The 16,403-nt window shown below is 46.8% G+C and carries 12 protein-coding genes; 7 read left to right on the top strand and 5 right to left on the bottom strand.

Annotated features, from left to right (window positions below; genetic code table 11):
- Window positions 1–26: 26 nt before the first annotated feature.
- The 6 genes from HP399_RS20235 (at window position 27) to HP399_RS20210 (ending at window position 8,845) form a co-directional block, all read left to right on the top strand.
- The gene (locus HP399_RS20235) at window positions 27–830 is read left to right on the top strand and encodes a response regulator transcription factor (protein ID WP_173620882.1); all 804 of its coding nucleotides are present in this window, start codon (window positions 27–29) and stop codon (window positions 828–830) included.
- A gap of 26 nt (window positions 831–856) precedes the next feature.
- Complete coding sequence (locus tag HP399_RS20230) at window positions 857–2,218, top strand: nucleotide sugar dehydrogenase (RefSeq protein WP_173620881.1); 1,362 nt, start codon at window positions 857–859, stop codon at window positions 2,216–2,218.
- A 42-nt stretch (window positions 2,219–2,260) separates the two neighbouring features.
- Entirely contained in the window at window positions 2,261–4,093 is a 1,833-nt protein-coding gene (gene glmS, locus HP399_RS20225; protein ID WP_173620880.1) for a glutamine--fructose-6-phosphate transaminase (isomerizing), read from the top strand.
- Between the two features lie 113 nt (window positions 4,094–4,206).
- Complete coding sequence (locus HP399_RS20220; RefSeq protein ID WP_157966782.1) at window positions 4,207–4,365, top strand: YwzD family small protein; 159 nt, start codon at window positions 4,207–4,209, stop codon at window positions 4,363–4,365.
- 22 nt (window positions 4,366–4,387) lie between these two features.
- Window positions 4,388–5,764 (top strand): bifunctional UDP-N-acetylglucosamine diphosphorylase/glucosamine-1-phosphate N-acetyltransferase GlmU, encoded by a 1,377-nt coding sequence (gene glmU, locus HP399_RS20215; RefSeq protein WP_173620879.1) that lies wholly within the window; start codon window positions 4,388–4,390, stop codon window positions 5,762–5,764.
- A 39-nt stretch (window positions 5,765–5,803) separates the two neighbouring features.
- Complete coding sequence (locus HP399_RS20210) at window positions 5,804–8,845, top strand: hypothetical protein (protein WP_173620878.1); 3,042 nt, start codon at window positions 5,804–5,806, stop codon at window positions 8,843–8,845.
- A gap of 125 nt (window positions 8,846–8,970) precedes the next feature.
- Here HP399_RS20210 and HP399_RS20205 read toward each other — a convergent pair whose 3' ends face one another.
- From HP399_RS20205 to HP399_RS20185, 5 genes are all read right to left on the bottom strand, one after another.
- The gene (locus HP399_RS20205) at window positions 8,971–10,371 is read right to left on the bottom strand and encodes a S8 family peptidase (protein ID WP_173620877.1); all 1,401 of its coding nucleotides are present in this window, start codon (window positions 10,369–10,371) and stop codon (window positions 8,971–8,973) included.
- A gap of 85 nt (window positions 10,372–10,456) precedes the next feature.
- Complete coding sequence (locus HP399_RS20200; RefSeq protein WP_173620876.1) at window positions 10,457–11,227, bottom strand: Cof-type HAD-IIB family hydrolase; 771 nt, start codon at window positions 11,225–11,227, stop codon at window positions 10,457–10,459.
- Window positions 11,228–11,335: 108 nt separating this feature from the next.
- Window positions 11,336–12,451, bottom strand: coding sequence for an ABC transporter ATP-binding protein (locus tag HP399_RS20195; protein WP_173620875.1), 1,116 nt, complete (start codon window positions 12,449–12,451; stop codon window positions 11,336–11,338).
- Window positions 12,452–12,563: 112 nt separating this feature from the next.
- Entirely contained in the window at window positions 12,564–13,571 is a 1,008-nt protein-coding gene (locus HP399_RS20190; RefSeq protein WP_173620874.1) for a PucR family transcriptional regulator, read from the bottom strand.
- Window positions 13,572–13,613: 42 nt separating this feature from the next.
- Window positions 13,614–14,513 (bottom strand): metallophosphoesterase, encoded by a 900-nt coding sequence (locus tag HP399_RS20185; RefSeq protein ID WP_173620905.1) that lies wholly within the window; start codon window positions 14,511–14,513, stop codon window positions 13,614–13,616.
- A gap of 163 nt (window positions 14,514–14,676) precedes the next feature.
- Between HP399_RS20185 and acsA the strand changes: the two genes are divergently transcribed.
- Window positions 14,677–16,392 (top strand): acetate--CoA ligase, encoded by a 1,716-nt coding sequence (gene acsA / locus HP399_RS20180; RefSeq protein WP_173620873.1) that lies wholly within the window; start codon window positions 14,677–14,679, stop codon window positions 16,390–16,392.
- Window positions 16,393–16,403: the final 11 nt, after the last annotated feature.

Raw genomic sequence — 16,403 nt, 5'->3', positions numbered from 1 at the left:
GAAACAGGGCACAGGAGGGAGATACCATGAGTCAGATTGCAAAAGCGTATTCGTTTCCTTTATTTCAAGCCTTTGAGCATGTGCTTACCTTCTATGAATCGAGTCAGTTGCCATGCGGGATTATTCTGGCTGTCACGAATGGAAGCAGTAAAGAAAAGATCCAAGATTTGAAAATGTCTTTGGCAAAAGCAGAGGGGTTTACGGATATCCATTGTTTTTACGACAAACAGAGCAGCATTCTAGGTATTCTCCTTGGCGACCAAATGCTAGGCAATACTCATTTCCATTCTCTCTTCATCAAGGAACAGCTACAGACCCAACATATGTTGGCAGGGCCAGTATTCATCGCCAGTTTCCCCGAACAGGGGGAATCAGCAGCACAAGTCCTCAGTGGTATGGTACAGGAGATTACTGCTGAAAAGGGAGTCGCTGGTGATATTCACATATACAGCGGTAAAAGATCATCGGAAGCAAAGAGAAGTCTTTTGCTTGTTTCGCAAGATGAAACTGTGAATGAGTTTTTACGCATCTATTTACAAAGAAAAGGTTACTGCGTTTATTTGGCCGACAACGGGAGAGAAGCGTGGGAAAAATACAAGCGATTTTTACCAGACGCTGTTATTACCGATGTCAATTTGGCCATTGAAGACGGTTACCAGCTCATCAGCAAGATCAATACAGTTGAGCGTGGCACCAAAATCGTGGTATTAACCCACAAGCGGTTGGAAGACGACAAGAAAAGATCATTCGAGCTGGGAGTCTCAGATTATATAGCGAAGCCATTTTCACCCGTAGACTTGGAAGCACGAGTGAGAAGTCTATTGTCTTAAAAAACAGAGAAAAGGGAGGAAGAAAAATGAGCTACTTCACAAAATTGAAGCAAAAAATGGAATCAAAAACCGTAAAAGTTGGGGTAATTGGACTTGGGTACGTTGGTCTGCCCCTCGCAATGGAAATGGCCAAAAGCGGTTTCTCTGTTTATGGGATCGATTTGGATCAGCGAAAGGTAGAAAGCTTGCTCGCAGGCAGATCATATATCCAGGACGTTCCTTGCGATGTGATCCAATCAAGCCTTTCTGCTCAGCGATTCTTCCCGACAACTGATTATCGGGTGCTCAAGGAGCTGGATGCCGTCAGCATATGTGTTCCAACACCGCTCAGTGAAAATCAAGACCCGGATACCTCCTTTATTAAGGGAGTTGTCCGTGAAATTATCAAATACAAAAAGAAAAACCTTCTGATTACGCTTGAAAGCACAACTTACCCTGGAACGACAGAAGAATTGATCCAATGGGAGTTCGAAAAGCTGGGTCTGACCGTCGGACAGGATTTCTTCCTTTGCTTCTCTCCTGAGCGTGTAGATCCAGGTAACTATTCCTTTAACACACATAATACGCCAAAAGTAATTGGGGGAACCACGCCAAAGTGCTTGGAGTTGGGGGCCCTGCTGTATAGCAATTTGGTTACCAATGTAGTAACGGTTTCTTCCCCGAAAGTCGCTGAAATGTCTAAATTATTGGAAAATACATTCCGGAGTGTAAACATTGCTTTTATTAATGAAATGGCTATGATGTGCGACAAAATGGGCATCGATGTGTGGGAGGTTATCAAAGCTGCGTCAACGAAACCGTTTGGCTATATGCCGTTTTATCCAGGTCCTGGAATTGGGGGACATTGCATTCCGCTTGATCCGATGTACCTCTCCTGGAAGGCAAAGGGCTTCCGTTTTCATAGCAAATTTATCGAACTGGCACAATCGATTAACGACAATATGCCAGACTATGTGATCAATAAAACCGCACAGGTACTGAATCTTTATGCCAAATCAATCAAAAACTCGCGGATTCTCATTTTGGGGATGGCCTACAAGCCTGACATTGATGATCTGCGTGAATCCCCAGGCTTGCATATTTACGAGCTGTTCCAGGAAAACGGAGCACGTGTCGATTACTACGATCCTTATGCACAAAGCTTTGTAGACAAACGCGGGAACACCGTTCGTTCCATTCCGCATGACTTGGAACAAATGAAAAATTACGATTGCATGGTACTCGTTACGAATCATAAGAGCTTTGACTACCAGAAGTTTGCTGATCTGGGTGTAGCCATCATTGATACACGAAATGCTTTTGACAGCATAACGGGTCAACACATATACAAGCTTGGAAATCCGGCAAGGATGCACATCGAGGAAGAACGAGTCGTACTCCTGGCTTAACTAGAAAACTTGCTGATGATTACGGAATAGGGAGGCAATCGTATGTGCGGTATCGTGGGATATATTGGTGAGGGACAAGCGCAACAAATCCTGACAAATGGTTTGCAGAAGTTGGAGTATCGCGGCTACGACTCGGCTGGTGTCGCAATATTTAACGGTGAAAAAATGGAGATTTGCAAATCGAAAGGAAGGCTGGCCGTTTTGGAAGAACGGCTCAACCAATCTCCTATTCAAGGTTGTTTGGGAATCGGACATACGCGTTGGGCCACTCACGGCCGTCCGTCAGATGAGAACTCACATCCGCATACGGATGAATCAGGAAAGTTTTCTGTTGTCCATAACGGTATTATCGAAAACTATCTGGAAATCAAACAGGAGCTTTTGGACCATGGGGTCACGTTTACATCCGAGACCGATACAGAAGTCATTGCTCATCTCATTGCTGTCCTATACGAAGGCGATCTTGTCGCCGCAGTTCGAAATGCAGTGCTGCGTATGCGCGGAGCGTATGCTCTCGGTGTTGTTTGCGAGTACGAACCAGATAAAATGGTGGCAGTCCGATTGGCAAGTCCATTAATTATCGGGGTAGGCAAAGGCGAAAACTTCATTGGTTCCGACATCTCTGCGGTTCTTGAGCACACACGCGACATTGTCATCCTGGAAGACGGGGAAATGGCGGTTCTCAAGCAAGACAGCGTTTCTCTCATGAAAGTGGAAACTAGCGAACCGTTTCAGCGAGAGATGTTCCGCGTAGATTGGAATGTGGAACAGACGGAGAAGGACGGCTTTGAGCACTTCATGCTAAAAGAAATTTACGAGCAGCCAAATGCATTCCGTAACACACTGCTCAACCGGATTGACGAGGAAGGAAAGCAAATTGTATTGAAGGATTTTCAATTACAGCCTGAACAAATCAAGCGGTTTGAGAAAATATTCATCGTAGCGTGCGGAACCGCATTTCATGCAGGGTTGATCGGCAAGAATGTGATCGAAGAATTGGCGAGGATACCCGTAGAGGTCGATGTCGCTTCAGAATTCAGATATCGACGCCCTATTATATCTGAAAAAACGCTGGTCATTGTCGTGAGTCAGTCGGGTGAAACAGCTGATACGCTGGCAGCGTTGCGGGAGAGTCAACGCCTGGGAGCCAAGGTCTTGGCCATCACCAATGTTCAAGGTAGCTCGATTGCCCGTGAAGCCGATTATGTGCTTGCTACCTTTGCCGGACCGGAAATTGCTGTCGCTTCAACGAAGGCGTACACCTCTCAGGTCATCGTTTTTTATCTGCTTGGATTGTATCTGGCTCAGGTGAGTGAGACGCTTACGACAACAGAACGGGAATTCATGATTGCCAATCTGCGACAACTGCCTGAGCAGGCTGAAAAGGCACTCCAACATGCGGATGATATTCGCGTCTATGCCGAGTCCATCAAAAATCATGCCAGCCTGTTCTTTATCGGTCGAGGTATTGATTATGCTGTGGCGCTGGAAGGGTCCTTGAAGCTGAAGGAAATTTCCTACCTGCACTCAGAGGCATACGCTGCAGGGGAATTGAAGCATGGAACGCTGGCTTTGATCGAAGAGGGTACACCTGTCATTGCCTTGGTGACACAAAAAGAGCTGGAAGAAAAAATGGTTAGCAATATTACAGAAGTGAAGGCACGAGGTGGGAATGTGTTAGCGATCACATTGGAAGGGAATGTGGAATTGCACAGAAATGTAGATGAAGTGTGCTTTGTGCCTGCGACATTGCCTGTGTTTACCCCCATCCTGTCCGTTATTCCGCTGCAGTTGATCTCTTATTACACTTCTCTGGCATTGGGCAATGATGTAGACAAGCCACGGAATCTTGCCAAAAGTGTAACCGTTGAATAAAAAAATATGATTTGAAAGAATCCCGGAACAGCCAGTTTATTGGATAGAACGGGATTCTTTCCCCATTTTGACTTGTCGGATTTACATTAATTCCGTAAGGGGCTGAATTGTCCATGATGGATTCCACTGACCAAACTCTTGATCAAAAAACGTTGATAGAAATCATGCTTCAGGTTTACGAGAAAGGTCAACAGACAACGACAATGGGAACCAGAGATATTGTTGAGGATATTGTCAACAGAGTAAGGCCGTACTTCAAAGAAGCCAAATAAGTCGATCTGTTGGGAGGATCATATGAGTAGTCGTTATGCAATTGTATTGGCAGCGGGAAAAGGGACACGGATGAGGTCTACGCGGTGCAAAGTGCTCCATGAGGTTTGTGGAAAACCAATGATCCAGCATATTGTCGACCGATTACATGGACTTGGCATCCATGAGATTATTTTGATTGTAGGGCATGGGGCCGAGCAAGTGAAAAAGCAGTTCGGTGCTTCTGTCCGCTATGCTTACCAGTCCGAGCAATTAGGAACTGCCCATGCAGTGATGATGGCGGCTGACCTCCTGCAAGACAAACAGGGGACAACGATCGTGTTGAGCGGGGATACACCATTGGTGAGGGAGAAAACGCTGGAGCAACTGCTTGCGCAGCATGAAACGCAACGTGCAGCTGCAACTGTCTTAACGGCACGAGTAGACGATCCTACAGGGTACGGGCGATTGATCCGCGACGCAAACGATCTTGTAAAACGGATCGTGGAGCATAAGGATGCAACAGCCGAAGAACGGCTCGTATGTGAAATCAATACAGGAATGTATTGTTTCGACAACCAAAAGCTGTTTCAAGCCATATCCCGAGTGAAAAATGATAATGCCCAGAAAGAGTATTACTTGCCTGACGTTTTGACTATTTTAAACGAGCAAGACGAGCGCATTGGGGCTTTCATGACCGATGATGCGGAAGAGGGGGGCGGCGTGAATGACAGAATCCAGCTGGCTTGCGCCGAGAGATTGCTCCGTATGCGAATCAATGAGGAGCATATGCAAAACGGGGTCACGTTCATTGATTCAACCTCCACCTATATTGATGCCGATGTGTGTATCGGACCTGATACGGTTATTCATCCGGGAACGTACCTCCGTGGGAAAACAACAATAGGATCCAATTGTGTCATCGGACCGAATGCAGACGTAAGGGATTGCGAAGTAGGGTGTAACGTAGAAATTCGTTATGCAAATGCATGTAACAGCATAATTCGTGACGGGGCATTGGTTGGCCCTTATGCCTATATTCGTCCAGGTTCAGATGTAGGTGAGGCGGCAAAGGTCGGAGATTTTGTCGAACTGAAAAATTCACGTCTCGGGAAAGGTGCAAAGGTTGCTCACCTCTCGTATATTGGTGATTCTGATATTGGTGAACATGTAAACGTAGGGTGCGGTACAATCACTGTCAACTACGATGGCGTCCGCAAGCATAAAACGATCGTTGGCGATCACGCCTTTATTGGTTGCAATGCCAATTTGATAGCTCCAGTTACCATCGGGGAGGGCGCTTATGTAGCGGCAGGCTCTACGATCACAGATGATGTTCCGAACGACGCTTTGGCCATCGCCAGAGAACGCCAAAGCATCAAAGAGCAGTATGCCAAACGGTTGATGGCAACCCGCACATAATCGTAGTCAGTAGGAGGATGTCTTATTTTTACAGACAGCATGGAACCAGAACAGAATCGATTAAGCAAAAAAAAGCTACTGCTTGGTTTTGTGATCATCATCATACCAGTCATCGCAATCATCGCTTATTTGTATAGGACTCCGCCGATCATCGCGACCTGGATTTGGAATACGCAGCTCATTGTCACAGAAAGAGAGGAAATCATCGCATTTGCCAAGCAACATGACGTCAATCTCATTTATTTGCATATTGATCAAGAAAATGTTGCCCATCAAGATTATCATTCCTTTATTAAGGCAGCAAATGCATCCGGCATTCGCGTGGATGCTCTTGCAGGAGATCCGGTCTGGTCTCTCGTTTCCAATCGAAAAAGTATTACCACCTTCTTAAACTGGGTTCAGACCTATAATAAATCAGCAGGGGAAGGTGAAAGATTTAGTGGCCTTCATCTCGATATTGAACCTCACGTACTACCCGAATGGAATGAGAACAAGGAAGTAATCAAAAACGAATGGGTAGCCAATATCGAGTACTTGTCCGCAGAAATCAAAAAGGATCCGGCGTTGGAGTTAAGTGTCGATATTCCGTTTTGGATGTACGAGCTGTCGCTGGCAGACAAATCGGAAACTGTTAGCAAATGGCTGGTCAGCACGCTAGATCATGTAACGTTAATGGCCTATCGCGACAGGGTAGAGGGACCGAACGGGGTATTGGAAATTGTGAACCCGATCATGAACGAAGCGGACGATCAAAAAAACAAAGTGGTCGTTGGTCTTAACCTGCTGCAAAGCGCAGAGGGAGAAAACACCACCTTTTATGAGGAAGGGCATGGAGGATTGGAGGAGCAACTGGCCGTTCTCGAAGATAACCTCGAAGAATTTGCAGGCTACGCCGGATACGCCATCCATGATTATGAAAAGTGGAGGGAACTGGTCAAAAAAAGCGAAGCACAAATGGAAGCAAGCAAAGCGTCAAAACCGATGCCTGTATTCGAAAGTGAAGGCAAAAAGCTCGTTGCCAAGGTAGATGGTGGGGATATTGCCCTCTATAACGGGCAAGGCTGGAAACCCGTGTTTTGGGCGGGAATCAATCTGGGTGCAACGACACCAGGACACTATCCTGGAGAGCTCTCCCCGACCCGCGAGGATTACTTGCGCTGGTTTACGCAAATGAAGGAAATGAATAACAAAGTAATTCGCATTTATACGATTCTACCTCCGATCTTTTATGAGGCTTTACACGAGTTCAACCAAAAACAGGAAGAGCCGTTGCTCCTGCTGCAAGGAATCTGGTCGCCGGATGAAGCGCTCGCGGGTGAAGATCGGAAAGGACGGGATGCATTTACTCCCGAGATAACCAAAGATTTTCGCCAAGAGATTAAAGACGCTGTACAAGCAATCCATGGAAACGTGACACTCCCAGAGCGGTACGGTCGTGCCAGCGGTGAATATCGGACAGATGTGTCGCAATACTTGGTAGGGTGGATACTGGGTACCGAGTGGTATCCGTATACGGTACAGGTGACGAATGCATCTCATCCGGACATGCCTCCTTATCAGGGAAAATATATCAAGACAACGGAAAAAGCGTCTCCTTTTGAAAGCTGGCTAGCCTTCATGCTTGATTATTTGGCTGAGGAAGAAATGAAATATGGATGGCAGCATCCGGTATCGTTCACAAACTGGCTGACGACCGATCCGCTGTCGCATCCTAACGAGCCGCTACCGCAAGAGGATATGGTCTCGATCGACCCGATGAATCTGAAAGCATCGGTGGAATGGACAGCAGGTTACTTTGCCTCTTATCATGTCTATCCGTACTACCCGGACTTTTTGCGATATGAGGAGAAGTACCAAAAGTACCGGGATGCCAGCGGCAAGTTAGACCCATATGCGGGATACTTGCGTGATCTGCGTGCCCACCATAAGGGAATCCCGTTGTTGGTTGCCGAATATGGCGTACCTAGCTCACGGGGAATGGCTCATTATGGGCCTGCTGGACGGAATCAAGGAATGCATACGGAACAAGAGCAGGGCGAGATGAATGCCGATATGCTGCGTAATATTTATGAAGAAGGTTATGATGGCGCACTTTTATTCGCATGGCAGGATGAATGGTTCAAATTTACCTGGAATACGATTGACCTGGAACTGCCTTGGGAACGGAGGGCGATGTGGAGCAATACGTTAACCAACGAGGAAAAATTCGGCGTCATCGCGGTGGAACCCGGTAGTTACGCGTCTGACCAGATCGTTCTCGATGGGAAAACAGCAGATTGGGAAAAAAGACTTCAGCGCGTCAAACGTGCTTATCCGGGATTTGATCTATCTGTTACACACGATGAAGCGTACTTGTTTCTCATGCTAAAGAAGAGCGAAGGAGAGTGGGATTTCTCAAAGGACACGCTGGATATTGGCTTCGATACGCTGAGTGGTGGGAGTCGAACTGCGGATAAAGCACCAGGTATTACATTTTCCCAAGAGATCGAATTTTTGTTGCGAATGCAAGGGGAAAGCAATTCTCGCATTTTTGTCAATAGTGCCTATGATCAGCATAGTTGGCTATACGGGTACCTCAAGGGAATGCTGCCATGGGACGAACGTTATGATCAAGCAGATAGCGGCATATTCTTGCCGTGGAAGCTGGCGCTCAACAAAGCATTGTATTTACCAGAAACGAAGAAAACAGTACCTTTCGAAGAGCTGGAAGTGGGCATCATGAAGCCAGGGATTTCTGATCCGCAAGATCCGGCGTACAACTCACTGGCAGATTGGTATGCAAAGGGCAATGTTTTGGAAATACGCATTCCTTGGATGCTTTTAGGGTATACTGACCCGAGCAGCAAACAGGTTTGGAAATATCCGTATGAGGCGAAAGGAACAGTACCAACCGAAAGTAAAGGTGTCGGAGTGGAAGTATTTGCACATTCCAATCAGAAGCCATTCTCGCGCGAAGCCTCCAAACCACTCTTGTACCAATGGGACAAATGGGATTTACCAACGTACCATGAACGAAAAAAGCAAAGCTTTGAGATACTGCGCAAGGCTTATGAAGCCTATGGTACGCCAAAGTCTGAGTAACAAACAAAGGTGGTCAACAGCCACCTTTTTTCTATTCGTACCGCACCGAAAAGTATATAAAAAAAGGCGTACAAACCTTGGATCGGTACGTACGCCTTTTTGTCCATGGAAGTTTATCACTGAACTTATTGCCCACCAAAGCGCAGACGTTGAAAGAACTTATTAAGCAAGCCGCCGATTGTTTTTGGAGGTTGTTCTGATTTGACTTGCTCGGCCGGCTGGGCTTGGCGAAGAGCCTGGTTCACATTGATCATACCGTATCCGTATAACTGATCGTGCCCAGGAGCACCGAGGTCAGTCGAGGATTGTCTAATGAGATTCATCACGTCTTGGGAATTCATATTGGGATGAACGGAACGGATGAGCGAAGCGAGTGCAGCGACATGAGGGCACGCCATCGAAGTACCTGATAGGGAGGCATAGTCGCTAGAAATGTACGTACTCGGAATATCGACCCCAGGAGCAGATACATCCACATAATCACCAAAGTTGGAAAAATCGGCGCGTTCTTTACGATGATTGACAGCGGCAACGGCGAGAACTTCATCATAGGCAGCAGGAAAGCTAGGCTGATCGCTCGCATCGTTTCCGGAAGCAGCGACTAACACAACATTTTTATCAAAGGCATAGCGACATGCTTCCCGCAGAGCAGCAGAGGAGGTATAGTTACCTACACTCAAGTTGATGACATCCGCTCCGTTATCTGTCGCCCAATAAATGCCTTGTGCGATGTCCACGGCTGATCCCGAACCGTCTGCGCCAATGGCTTTGATCGGCATGAGCTTGCTATTCCAGGACATCCCGGCAATGCCATCTCCGTTATTCGTTTTCGCCGCTATGACACCTGATACGTGTGTACCATGACCATTATCATCCTCAGGTTTGCTACTGCCATCCAAAACGTTGTAGCCTTTGACCAGCTTACCAGCAAATTCTGGATGCTTCATATCCACACCTGTATCGACGACTGCAACGATGACATCACTGCTGCCTTCGCTGACGTCCCAACTTTGCTCCATGCCAATCAGAGGAAGATTCCACTGGTATTCTGTGTAATACGTATCGTTTGGTTTCACGTTCGGGAGTAAGAGGTAATTTGGCTCGGCAAATACGGAGTCAGGATGTTCAGCCAGTTTTTTCATGAGCTGCTTGGTAGTCATGCTCTTTGATTTGATAATGAGAAATTTGTCAAAATCACGTTTGATCTTGGCATCTAATGAAGAAACGAGCTGATCAATTTTTTCTTGCTTGGGGCGTGGTGAAAAGCGCACGACGACTTCATTTTCTACATAATGGCTGCGATCACGCTGGTTATGATGAAGCGTTTGAATATGGCTTTTTTTCTCCAGGTCACGACGAATGTCTTTCACCTGTTCAATGTAGTTAATACGAGGAATTCTCGCTTGAACCGATGTCACGCGGGGATGAGGTTCGCGCATTTCTTGTTCTGCATTCTGATTCATCCGATACGGGACAACGACGAGACCGAGCAAGGCAACAGCGGCAACAAAAGGCCAGACGCGCAAAAAAACTCACTCCCTCCAGTGCTGTTGTCTATAGCGTGCACATGAAGGGAGTGATTATGAAGGAAATAGCTTACAGTTAGTGTGACTAGATTAAACCAAGCTGTGCTAAGCCATGCTGGATGCCACTATCGTTTACGTGGCGTGTAATCATATTGGCGAACGGCTTCAGCTCTTCATGAGCATTACCCATCGCTACCCCCATGCCAACATAGGAGAGCATCTCTTTGTCGTTCAATCCGTCTCCAAAGGCAACAGCATCGGTAGGAGATAGTCCAAAATGTTTTAAGACGGCTTCAATTCCTTTTGCCTTGGAGCCGTTTGGGGGCAAAATATCCATGCAGTGTTCATGCCAACGAATGTAAGAGACGTCATGGAATTCACCCGTGTATCTCGATTCATCAGCGCCACAGTAGAGAAATGCTTGATAAATCGACGTTTCCTCCCAGTAGCGATGGCGATACGCTGGGGATTCCAGTCGCAACCAATCAAACGACTCGATGATATGTGGGTGGTCCGTGGCATTGGCATAGCAGTGATCTGCGCTCAAAAATACCATGGGATGGGAATGACCCTCCGCCATTTGTTCGAGCTTTGCCAATGTATCTGTAGCAATTGGCGTGTGATGGATGATCTTCCCTTCGCTCTTCACATACGACCCGTTAAAGCCCACGAATGTCTCAATGCCCAATTGCTCAGCGATTGGCATCAAATGATAAGGAGCTCGACCGGTTGCGATCGCGACATGGACACCGTTTTGTTTTAATGTTTGTACGGCGTCCACCGTTGTTTGTGGAATGATGTGATCGGTGTTCAGTAAGGTTCCGTCAATGTCAAAAAAGACGATTTGATAAGCCACTTCTTATCCGCTCCTCTCCACGCTACCTCTAGTTGTTCTCTCTATATAGGTTTTGCACAAAAAAATAGGAAAAGGAATGCCGATGGGACACTCCTTCTCACTTCGCTATTAGAATACAGCTACTTCTGTCTCGCTGTCAAATACATGACATTTGGCAAGATCCATCGCTAGTTTTACCTTCATCTTTGGTTTTAGCGCTTCACGAGAATCCACGCGCGCTACCATCTGGGTATCCCCGATATTGTGGAAATAGACGTACAATTCGGAACCCATGTTTTCTACGACTTCAACTTCTGCTTCCAGTGAACTCTCAAATGGATTTGCTTCCATAAAAGAGGCGTCGCTGTAAATGTCCTCCGGGCGAATACCAAAAATAACCTGCTTATTTACATAACCTTTTTCCCGTAAAGTCTTGGCTTTATCTTCTGGGAAGCGTACATGAATATTTTGCGCATCAAAATAGAGCGCCCCGTCTTTCTCGGAAAGATTCCCTTTCACAAAGTTCATCGCAGGCGAGCCGATGAAGCTCGCTACAAACAGATTGACTGGATGATTGTAGATTTCAGTCGGGGTTGCCACCTGTTGGATAAGGCCGTCCTTCATGACGACGATCCGGTCTCCCATGGTCATGGCTTCCGTCTGGTCGTGCGTCACATAAATAATCGTGGTATTCAAACGTTGATGCAGTTTCAAAATTTCCGTGCGCATTTGTACACGCAGCTTCGCATCGAGGTTGGACAATGGTTCATCCATCAAAAATACTTGCGGCTCACGCACGATCGCACGACCCAATGCGACACGCTGTCTTTGGCCCCCGGAGAGAGCTTTTGGCTTGCGGTCTAGTAAATGCGAAATATCGAGGATTCGAGCTGCATCTTGAATTCGCTTATCAATATCGGATTTGGAGAATTTGCGCAATTTCAGGCCGAAAGCCATATTTTCGTATACATTCATATGCGGGTAGAGTGCATAGCTTTGAAAAACCATGGCGATGTCGCGATCTTTGGGAGCCACATCGTTGACTCGACGATCACCTATGTATAGATCACCTTCCGAAATCTCTTCCAGACCTGCAATCATGCGCAGCGTGGTAGATTTTCCACAACCAGATGGTCCGACTAGAACGAGGAATTCGCGATCTTGAATTTCCAAGTGAAAATCGTCAACTGCTGTTACGCTGCTTCCATATCGTTTATAAATGTGGGAAAGACTTACCTTTGCCATGAAAAAGGCACCTCCTCGGGTTTGTGAAGAGAGCAAATTCTTGGATGACTGTAAGGGTAGGGTACCAATTCACTAGCAAGAAGGATATGGACAGTATATACGAAATGTTTTGTTAATTTTGACGAAAGAGAAGGTAGAGCTGCAGCATGACGGCATCAGGAAATAATCGCGGGTCTAAACCGGTTTGTTCCGTCAGCTTGTCCAATCGATACAACAGTGTATTCCGATGAAGGAAAAGCTGCCGTGCTGTATCGCTTACATTCAATTGTCTGGCGAACAACGTATCTAATGTTTCCAGTTGTTCATCTGTCATGTGTGGAACGGTTATGACAGCGGCCAACTCGTTAGCGATTGCGGCTGCTATTTCTTTGGGGAGAGAAGCTGCCCATCGTTCTAACGGATACGACCAGTCCCCAGCAACCATCATTTGTGGTCGATAGGATTGAAGGGCACGCGAGAGTGATACTTGTCGTAAAAGAGTGTCGTCCAATGCAAGTGGACTCGTGATTGGCGATCCGACAACAAGGCGAACGGGTTCCATCCATTCCATCGAAATCAGATCGTGTAAGCCAGATGCCCACTCCAAAAGCTCTGAAGCTGTTTTTTGATGATCGAGCATGGAGACAGGGACGATGAGAAGGGCATGTATTTGCGTCAACGGAATGAAATCGGGTACTCCTTCAAAAAAATCATGCAACAAGGGCTGCAAAGTATCCCATTCTCCCTTGCGATCTGGTCTGCATCGCTCTAATAAAAAGGAGACGCGGGCTTCTTTCCACGGCCATTTCGCTTCCAGCTGAGCAGGGATCGCTACAGGGGAGCCGGAGACAATGCCCGAAAGCCAATGGGATATCTGTTTAGGGAAGGGAAGCGTTGCTGGATCATTCACTTGAGGAAAAATCAGATCCAACAACGCTCGGGCTGAAGTATGCCAAAATGCCGTTTCAATAAGGATCATTGTCATTACACCGTTGCTCGAATGGATGGCAACTTGCTCCCAGCCTTTTTGTACCCAATCCTGCTGGGCTTGTACTGCATCTGTTTGTGAGACTTGTACATATTCGATAGGTAAATTTGTCGTTTGTCGGATGTGCTCGACATCTCTCTTCCATTTTTCCACAAGGTGACCCCCATCTCGACACGAAAGTAAGGCTATTATACCTTAGTCGAGAGCGAGCGTGGCAGCTGTTTCTTGTAGAGCAACAGCTGGAGTGGCCATCTCGTTGAATGGAGAATCACTGCCCAGTACATGCAAAGTTATCTCGGGACGGGAACGCAGACGGATGTTTACCCCTGTTTGCCCTAGGCCCTCACTGATGTAAAAGGATCGACCATCCATCTCGTGGAGACCTTTAACGATATTCAGTTTAGGCAGCTTCCCCATCGTTGCGAGATGAAAGGGGCGAGGCCAATGGATCTGTCCGCCGTGAAAATGCCCTGACAACAAATAATCGTAAGCATACTCTTTCATGTGCAAAACTATATTAGGATCATGAGTTAAGACGAGCCTTGCTCCTGTCTCGGGTACACCGTAGAAAGACTTGGCCAGGTTGCTATGGCGTGTGCTGAAATCATCCACACCTACTATGTGCAGGGGCTGCCCCTTGTGATAGATGGTTTCATTTTCGTTGATAAGTACACGACAGCCAATTCGCTCCAACTCTGATTTCAACTGTGCGAGCTTGAAAGGGGTAAGAACGTAGTCGTGATTGCCAAAAACCACATAAGTTCCGAGTGCTGGCTGTAATTGCTGGAGACATTGCACAAAAGCAACTGCCTTCGGAATGTTTTTTTCGCGGTCGAGCAAGTCGCCGGTAATCGCAATCAGGTCTACCTGACGCTGCGAGAAGTCATCGACAATACTCTGGGGCAGTACAGATAAGTTTTCCATGTGCAAATCAGACAAATGTAAGATCGAAATCGGCTCAAACTCATGCGGTTGTTGAAGGTGCCGGGATTTTTGCAAGGGTATCGCTACTTCTTTTATTTGAACATCAAATGTATTGCGATAGGCTCGAAAAAGCAACAAGGCGATAGCGCCAAGTAAAATAAACCAGATCATCATGGTCAGCCATCTCCTTCACAGTAAGAGTACCGTCATTATACAAGAAAAAGTTCGCGATCGAATAAGTAGGTTCTGGCAGGAGGAATTATGCAAAAAATGTAGAAATATTATGAATGTTGCGTAGTGAGAAAAACGATATGTAGAGTGGGAGAGTGAAGACATGAACGTAGAGAAAATTCCAGCAACGGAAGGCACTTATAATCTGGAAAATTATGACGAAGCATATGCGAATTTTGATTGGGCGGATGTGGAGAAGCAATTCTCTTGGTATGAGACCGGGAAAGTGAACATGGTGTACGAAGCCATTGATCGACATCTCGCTACTGATCGGAAAGACAAAATCGCTTTGATGTACAGCAATGCGACGAGAGACGAGACTTATACTTTCGCGCAATTAAGCGAATTATCCAATAAATTCGGAAATGTTTTGCGGAATTTGGGCATTGTGAAAGGGGACCGCGTTTTCGTCTTTATGCCGCGTTCGCCGGAGCTTTATGTAAGCGTTTTAGGCACGATTAAGGTTGGCGCAATCGTAGGACCGCTGTTCGAAGCGTTCATGGAAGCGGCTGTGCGTGATCGCTTGGAAAATAGCGAAGCCGTTGCGATCGTTACGACACCTGCACTCTTGCCACGCATTCCGGTAAGTGACCTGCCTGCATTAAAACACGTGATTGTTGTAGGTGCAGAAGAGGAGCTAAAAGAAGGTCACATCCGTTTTGAAAAAGCGATGGAAGAAGCCTCCACTGAGCTGGAAATCGAATGGGTTGATCGTGAGGATGGAATGATCCTCCATTACACTTCAGGCTCAACGGGCAAGCCAAAGGGTGTTCTGCATGTTCACAATGCCATGATCCAGCACTACCAAACTGGGAAATGGATTCTCGACTTGCAAGAGGATGATATTTATTGGTGCACAGCCGATCCTGGCTGGGTAACGGGTACTTCTTATGGCATTTTTTCACCTTGGTTGAATGGAGCAACGATTGTCGTACGTGGCGGACGTTTCACTCCCGAAGACTGGTATAAAGTCATTGAGAAAAACAAAGTATCGATTTGGTTCAGTGCTCCGACTACGTTCCGCATGTTCATGGGGGCAGGGGATGAACTTGTCAAGCAATATGACTTATCCAGTCTGCGTCACGTCCTGAGCGTTGGCGAACCACTCAATCCGGAAGTCGTTCACTGGGGTATGCGCGTGTTTAATCAACGCATTCATGACAACTGGTGGATGACGGAAACAGGTGCTCAGCTGATTTCTAACTATCGCTGTATGCCGATCAAGCCTGGATCGATGGGTAAGCCGTTCCCAGGTATTTATGCAGCGATTATTGACGACCGTGGAAATGAGCTGCCGCCGAATCGAATGGGGAACCTGGCAATCCGTACAGGTTGGCCAGCCATGATGAGACAAATCTGGAACAACCCAGCGAAATACGAAGAATACTTCAGCATCCCAGGCTGGTACGTGTCCGGGGATTCTGCATACAAGGATGAAGAAGGCTACTTCTGGTTCCAAGGCCGTATTGATGATGTGATCAATACTTCCGGTGAGCGAGTCGGTCCGTTTGAAGTCGAGAGCAAGCTCGTGGAGCATCCAGCAGTAGCGGAAGCGGGTGTCATCGGCAAACCGGATCCGGTTCGTGGTGAAATTATCAAAGCGTTCATCTCGCTGCGAGCTGGCTATGAGCCAAGTGAAGCGTTGATGGATGAAATTCGCAAGTTTGTGAAAGAAGGACTGGCTGCACATGCTGCTCCTCGTGAAATTGAATTCCGCGACAAGTTGCCAAAAACGCGTTCCGGAAAAATCATGCGCCGTGTCTTGAAAGCGTGGGAATTAGGTCTACCAACTGGTGACCTGTCTACGATGGAAGATTAATCACAAGAAAA

Source organism: Brevibacillus sp. DP1.3A (genome assembly GCF_013284245.2).
In the GTDB taxonomy this organism is placed as follows: Bacteria; Bacillota; Bacilli; order Brevibacillales; family Brevibacillaceae; genus Brevibacillus.
The sequence above is the reverse complement of the archived record's forward strand: the minus strand, read 5'-3'. Positions and strand labels throughout refer to the sequence as shown.